The 7,331-nt window shown below is 42.6% G+C and carries 5 protein-coding genes; 1 reads left to right on the top strand and 4 read right to left on the bottom strand.

Annotated elements, in window-relative coordinates:
• Together QUA56_RS14615 and QUA56_RS14610 are read right to left on the bottom strand one after the other, a co-directional pair.
• A partial coding sequence (locus tag QUA56_RS14615) for a calcium-binding protein (RefSeq protein WP_333358719.1) occupies nt 1–674 on the bottom strand: 674 nt, incomplete at its 3' end.
• Between the two features lie 315 nt (nt 675–989).
• Nucleotides 990–1,412, bottom strand: coding sequence for a COP23 domain-containing protein (locus QUA56_RS14610; protein ID WP_333358717.1), 423 nt, complete (start codon nt 1,410–1,412; stop codon nt 990–992).
• Between the two features lie 309 nt (nt 1,413–1,721).
• On the opposite strand from QUA56_RS14610, the gene QUA56_RS14605 reads away from it, so the two are divergent.
• On the top strand, nt 1,722–4,244 hold the full coding sequence (locus QUA56_RS14605; protein ID WP_333358715.1) for a tetratricopeptide repeat protein: 2,523 nt from the start codon (nt 1,722–1,724) through the stop codon (nt 4,242–4,244).
• 534 nt (nt 4,245–4,778) lie between these two features.
• Here QUA56_RS14605 and QUA56_RS14600 read toward each other — a convergent pair.
• On the bottom strand, nt 4,779–5,348 hold the full coding sequence (locus QUA56_RS14600; RefSeq protein ID WP_333358713.1) for a glycine-rich domain-containing protein-like: 570 nt from the start codon (nt 5,346–5,348) through the stop codon (nt 4,779–4,781).
• 873 nt (nt 5,349–6,221) lie between these two features.
• Nucleotides 6,222–7,268, bottom strand: a complete 1,047-nt coding sequence (hisC, locus tag QUA56_RS14595) for a histidinol-phosphate transaminase (RefSeq protein WP_333358712.1) — start codon at nt 7,266–7,268, stop codon at nt 6,222–6,224.
• Nucleotides 7,269–7,331 lie beyond the last annotated feature (63 nt).

The raw sequence follows: 7,331 nt of genomic DNA, 5'->3' as shown, positions 1-7,331 counted from the left end.
GTTGGTGTGGGTGTAGTTGGTGTGGGTGTAGTTGGTGTGGGTGTAGTTGGTGTGGGTGTAGTTGGTGTGGGTGTAGTCGGACTAGCTGCAAACGTGCTACTGGCAACATTGAGCAAAACTGCGATCGCCCGATTGCTACTTTTATCTACGATCACCGTGTCGCCACTACCAGCACCATTAGCACCCGTACCCGCGCTAAAAGTGAAGTTATCAAAATTCAAAAAGCCGTTATCGCTGGCAATGCGATCGCCTCCATTTTGATAATCGGTAATGTAATCAATACTCTCATCATCTAGCTGTACGAAAAATGTGTCATTGCCACTGCCACCTGTTAGAGTATCGATACCCAGATCGCCGTGCAAACTATCATTGCCGCTACCGCCAACAATTGAATCATTGCCTTGACCGCCGCACAAGCAATCATCTCCATCTCCTCCGATAACAGTATCTTCATCTTTGTCGCCGCGAAGGGAATCATTGCCACCTCCGCCCTCAATTTCATCATTTCCTTTGCCACCGTATACAACTTCAGCGTCAGAGGAACCGCTGACAGTATCATTACCTTTGCGAGTTGCCAATCCTCCAGGCACATCCTGAAGTTGTCCGAATTCCAGTCCAATATTGTCCGCTGTATCTTCTCCGAGTAAATAAATCCCTTGTTGTTTGAGTGTCATAATTTTCCTACCTATTGGTTTGCAAAAAAAACTAACTGGAGAAATAGCGATCGCACTTATTGCAATCGAGAACTGGGAGTGCCGAAAACTTGCACATAACGGTGCATTCGACCGTTAATGGAGAAATTTTTGGGAGCGATCGCCTATTTTTTGGAAAGGCGCTCGCTCTTTGCAAAAGTCAGCTTTGAAGAGCGAGCGCCATCGCTCCTATTCACTAAAATTCCACAGAGGATTTACTATCCCGCTCCCCCTATGATTTTCCGTGAAATACTGCTAGGATCACCAGTGAAATTGGTCAAAATTGCCAGCGTTGTATCAAAAGATGTTAAATAACTGCTGGATTCGAGCGGCTGCATTTGTCCCTGGTTTGAGGGTGAAAAGCAATTTTTCCGAAGTACAAGGAGGGTTGCTACCTCCTGCACAAAAAGCCGGCTGGCCGTTAAGATATCCAGCGGTGAGAAAGTTCAGTTGACCGTTGCTATAGTGCCTTTGGAAGCGACTCGATACTTCTTGGCAGCGACGTTCTGGACTGTATCCAGCATCGCTAAAAAAGTCAGAAGTCCACTTCACGACTAGAACTGTTCCTCGCGGGGTATTGGCAAGGGTTGCTGGTACGCCGTCGCTACCTACGCCACAAAAGAAGGTGGTGCTTTGGGCGTAGCTGGGCTGATTGAAGGTGGCGGCTGTGCCGATCGCGCCCATTGCCACAACAGCCGTCAGTGATTGCCATTTGTTCATGTGGAATTAACCTCTCTGACAAAATTAATTGAGATCCAACTTTGAGTTATCTTGAGTAATAAGGGCGATCGGACCACTTCCACCAACAGTTTGGCTAACTCATCTGGCGGAAATCAGCCCGATGCCCAACCTAGGCTGTGCCAATAACTTTTCAAGTGTTCAAAGCAGCGATGCACCCGATGAATTCGCTCTAAAGCTCTAAAATTATTGACTCTGAGCTTCTAATCCTTTTTACAATGCCGCTCTGAGATGAGTCACGATCACCTCAGACAGGCTAAAACTGATCTTGACTTTTACCACAAACTGTGTATGAGCCAGCCAACTCTCAGGGCCTCGGAGCAAGGACACCAACAAATTAAGCAAGCTAGGAATGCTAATCAAAAGAAATGGGCAGCAAAAGAAGATAACCTCACCCCTATAATCGAAGCGAGTCAATGGCTCCTTCAGCAAGAAGCCCAGCAAAACCTTTGGCCTCTTAATGACTCCAGATGGATCGAGAATTTAGAGCAGTTTTTGTATATTCCGTTCTCCCAAAAGATTGATGACAAATATGTTGAGAAAAGTCAACTTTCTGAGGAAAAGAGAAGAATTTTTGAAAAAGTAAAAAAAGAACTTAAAGCGTGCAAAAAAAGTACAGCTTTTGAGAAAATCAAACAACTCGTAGACTATGGCGAAGCTTTTGCTCACGGCATTTCTTACCGCACTTGGAGCAATTTCGCCTCTAAAAAACGTCTGGGGATTAACGAGCAAGCTTTTAAAGCCTATTGCCAGATTTTAGGCTTAAATTGGCAAGAAATTGCTGAACAACCGCCAAAAAAATCCGCCAAATTTCCCAATGTGCGTCAAAATTTGCCCGGAAAAGATGGCAATTTTATCGGTAGAAAAGAAGAAATTGAACGGTTGCTGATGCTTCTCTCTTTTGATAGCAATCACAGCAGAATTAGTATTGAAGGCTGTGGTGGCGTAGGAAAAACATCTCTAGCATTAGAAGCTGCTTATCGCTGCCTAAAAGCCAACCAGCAAAATGCTAACCTTCCTAGTTTTGCAGCGATTATCTTTACCTCAGCGAAAGCACAATATTTAACTGGAAAAGGTATTTCAGAACACCTCAATCGCGAGCGTACACTACGAGATATATTCCAAGCCATCGCTCGTACCCTAAACAGTCTTAACATTATTCGTGCCGACTTTGACGAACAGCCAAAACTCATTCGCCACCGTTTAAGCCAGCAGCAAACTCTGTTAATTATAGACAATTTGGAAACCCTTGATGAGCAACAAATTGTACTAGATTTTTTGCAGGATTTACCCATAACAGTAAAAGCGGTGATTACTACCCGCATTCAAACTGATTTTCCTCGGATATTGCTTGATAGTTTACCTTTTGATGAAGGGTTACATCTCGTTCAACAACAAGCTGAAGCCAAAACTGTAACTTTATCAGAAATAGAAGCCTCTGAAATTTGCCATAAAACAAGTGGCATCCCCCTAGCTATCGTTTACGTACTCGGTCAATTAGCAGCAAAATTTAAGCTGAAAAATGTCTTAAATCAATTGCCTTTACCGATAGGCAAAGTCGCTCCTTTTTGTTTTGAAGGCTCAATTCACCCCCTCAGAGGAAAATTAGCTTACCAATTATTAATGGCAGTGGCATTATTCCCTCATCCCGCTTTAGAAGAGGCAATTATACAAACTGCTATTCCAAATGATTGCGATGGATCGGCCATTGATGAAGCTCTAGCCAAATTACAGCAACTTTCTTTGATTAAATATCAGGAAGAACGCTATCAAATGATTTCCTTAACTCGCGAATACGTCTTAAATGAATTAAAAATAAACGCTGATTTTGAAGCAGCAGCGCGGGAACGCTGGCTTTCCTGGCATCTAAAATATTCCCAAAAACACGGCGGTCAAGATGGGAAGGAGTGGAACAATTACGATGAACTGAATGCTGAATGGGAAAATATTCAGGCAGCGATTGATTGGTGTATTAGTCAAGAAAAATACAGTGACTTCTTACTATTTTGGCAGCAGGTAAAAGGTTATTCTTACGCTCAGAGTTATAACTGCGATCGCCTAACTTATTGGAGTTACCGATTAGATTGGACAGAATGGCTTATTGAAGCAGCGAAGAAGCGAAAAGACTGGAAAACTGCTGCCGAAGCAATGTGCGATCGCGCTTGGACTCTCACGATAGTGGGACAGGCAAAACATTTAGAATTAGCAGAAAATTTACTCAAAGAAACGTGGCAACTTCGCCACTTTCAAAGCCACAATTTTCAGGTTAATTTAGCAATTAATATTGCTGTTCTCCGAATTGAACAGCAGCAATTTAAAAAAGCGATTCGCTGGCTAAAGAAAGCTTTATCTTTGCTAGAATTGAATCAGCAAAAATACGAAAAATCAAAACGCCAGCGCATTCAGATTTCTTATTACCAAGGCAAAATATATTTCAAAATAGCAGATTATGAACGAGCCAAAATCTACTATCAAGAAACACTCAAAAAAGCTCAAGAGATAGGCTGGCAGCGCAGTATCGCCTTAGCAAAAAACTGGCTAGGAGATGTTGCTGTCGAGCAAGAAAAATTTGATGAAGCTAGACATTTATTAGAGGAAGGCTTGCAAATTGCCCAACGAAACCAAGATCGGAGTCGGAAAGCCTACTGTAAAGAATCGCTCGCTTTTCTAGCAAAAAAACAGAATAATTTAACAACAGCAACCCAGTGGGCAAATTTAGCGATTGAAGACTTTACTGCTTTGGGAATGCTGCCTGAAGTTGAAAGAATGACGGCTTTTGTTCAAGGTTTATTACTCAGTAGCGATCCAATCTGAATTCCCGTCTTTAAGCGAATTGGTTGGCTTTTCACAGCCGCTTAGGAGGAGAAGTAAGAGAATTACAACAAAGGCAATGAACAACCAGACACCTGCATTAGATTCCTGTTCTATAAATTGCCTCTTGCAACTCATACAGAATTTTTCTTGAGGTCGATCGGGGTGTTCCACAATGTAGCAAATAGGTTTTCCTAAGATATCGTGAGGGCAAGACATAATAACTCCGAAGGAAATGAATAAATCACGGGGAAAAAGCTGGTAAAATCTTGAACAAAATCTGTAGGGGTGGGTTCACCAGGATATTTTACACCCCACAAATAATCTCAATAAACCCACCCCCACCCAACAGATAACCCAAACAACTATTCCCCAAAAAACATGAAATTCAATCAATTCTTCAATATCTGGGTGGGGTGGGGCGAGTTTATATAATTTGTCGATGGGTGTCAAATATATCGGCGAACTCGCCCCTAAAAGATTCGCGACAATGGTGCAAGACGTGAGTTTAATCGGACTTGAGATCGGTGCCTATGTTTAACTCCAAGGTTTAGGAAAAGCTGCCAAGACTTCAGCTTTAATATCAACAGTCGGGCGATATTGCTGTTTATTTTTGGGATATTTCAGATTTTCACAGCGAGCAGCTTTATTTTTTTTCTCATCAGCTTTCAGCCAGATTTTTGATCGATCTAGTTTGTCATCGGTCTCAGTGCCAAAATGATGTTCTAAAATAGTTTGAGTGTCAGCAAACGCTGCCTGCCAAGTTTGCTCATCCGCTTCACCCCGCCGACTAAAATAAGGGAAATGGTGAACATAGCGACCAAATAAAAGTTCACAGTCTTGGTGATACTTGCTGGTATCCAAAATGTGATTGTGCCAAACTGCATCTATTTCCTGTGTGGGGACAAACTGCTGATTGGGATATAGGTAAATGAGTCCCAAAAATGCCATGTAACGTGCGATCGCCCTCACCGTTTTTGCTTTTGTCCAGCCACGACCTTTTTCTGGGTGCATTAGCTTATAGGCAATTGGCCCCAAATCTAATGCTCTTAGTTTGTTAAGAAAAACTTGAATTTCTGCACGAACAACTTTCTGCTCAACTGACATAAGTCGAACTCCTCTTCTTACTTTGAACTAAAGGTTGAAGAAGCTCGTTGGCCAACCGCTTCTATAATATATACGGGATCAGCTCAAAAAATTATTGCAAAGTTGCCAAAATTTTTATCGACAGGCATCCCAGAGACAGCAAAAGCCCCAGATGTCTTTATGCCATAACCCTTATGCTGCATATTGCTATAGATACTCAGCTTGTTTTTGTTTCGGCGGACAATCGATTGCTGAATATTGCTCATTCAGAAGGGTTGGCGATTGATAATCCTAATAATTATCCGTAATCAAGCTGTCTGTAAGTAGGTAGGCGCAAATAAACAAAACTATATAACAAAATGTAAATCTATCAGAACCGTTGCGATTGCGACGTTTAACGAACAATGACTACTTACAGCATATTCCATGTATATGCGGTACACACAATCTTGTAGTAAGTAAGGTGCGTCGCCACCCGTCTGGCGAGCAAGTTCCATTGAACCTGCTGCAGCGACGCACCCTACATAACACGTACCGCACAATATAGCTTTATAGTGTACTTCACGAACCACCGAATATGCTGTATAGCCTTTCTCAAAAAGATGAGGTATGACTGACAGCTTACATAACCACCCAGACGCTTGAGGGCTGAAGCCCAACTACGTACCTCATCTTTCTGAGAACCGCTATATGTATTTTCTCACTCATCTATATCAATCCTAAATGATTTGCTTGCATTATACGCGAGCTTTCTGGCTCGCACTGCAAGGATTCTGGTCTCGCTCGATTTTGCGACTGATGCGAGGATTGCTATACTTAGTCAGGAATGCAAGTCATCATAAAAATCAGAGGACTAAAGCGATCACTAGAAACTAATTTTAGTGCGATCGTTATTTAGAGAATTTCTTTCAAAGTTTTAACTAATATTTGATTCTGTTCCTCCGTACCTATACTAATCCGCAATTTGTCTTCTAATCGCGGCTGATTGAAGTATCGAATCAATATTCCCCGTACTTTCAGTGTTTGATAAATTCTTTCTGCATCGCCGTTTGGCGGCCGCACTAACAAAAAGTTGGTTTGGGAGGGCCAAACTTCAAAGCCTAATTCCTGGAAGCTAACGGCTAGTTTTGCTCGCGAAGCCTTAATCTTTTCGGCGTTGGCTGTTTTGTGGTCTCGATCGGCGATCGCACCCGCCGCCACCGCATAGGCTAAAGCATCCACATTATAGCTGTCTTTGACTTTATTTAATTCAGCCAGCAGCGCCGGATTTGCTATGGCAAAACCCAACCTCAATCCTGCTAGGGAATAACCTTTTGAAAGCGTCCTCAAAACTATAACATTACTGTACTTTTTTGTCAAGTTTAAAGCATTTTCTTCGGCGAAATCTACATAAGCTTCGTCGATGACAAGAAGACCCGATAACTCTTTAGCCAGTTTCTCTAAATCTGCAACAGATATGGCTGTTCCCGATGGACTGTTTGGCGAAGCTACAAAGGTCACAGCACCTCGGGCTGCTATTAGCAAATCGACTGGTAACTTGTAGTCCTCGGGATAAGGAACTTCCACTAATTCTGCATCTTGAATTTCTGCCAAAGTGCGATACAATACATAAGTTGGCGCCGGACAAACAACTTGTTTACCTGGTTCGCCCACAGCGCGAACTATCAAGTTTAATAAATCGTCGCTGCCGTTACCTACCACAATCCAATCGTCAGCCACTCCCAAAACTTTACTAGCAGCGATGCGGAAACTTTTGCCCGTTGGATCTGGATAGCGCCGCAGCATTTCTCCGTCTATTTCCTGAAGCACTTTTAAAGCTTTGGGAGAAGGGGGATAGGGATTTTCATTAGAATTTAGTTTAATAATTTTTGTGCCTAGCGGGGGCTGTTCTCCCGGAACGTAACCAGACATTTCGTGGATGCTTTTGCGAAAGTAATTCATCTATTAATTGAGTTTTGTGGAACGGGCATCTTGCCCGTTCTCGATCATGGTGCAAGATATCAA

Source organism: Microcoleus sp. N3A4 (assembly GCF_036701805.1).
Classification (GTDB): Bacteria; Cyanobacteriota; Cyanobacteriia; order Cyanobacteriales; family Microcoleaceae; genus Microcoleus.
This window is presented reverse-complemented; position numbering and strand designations above follow the sequence as displayed.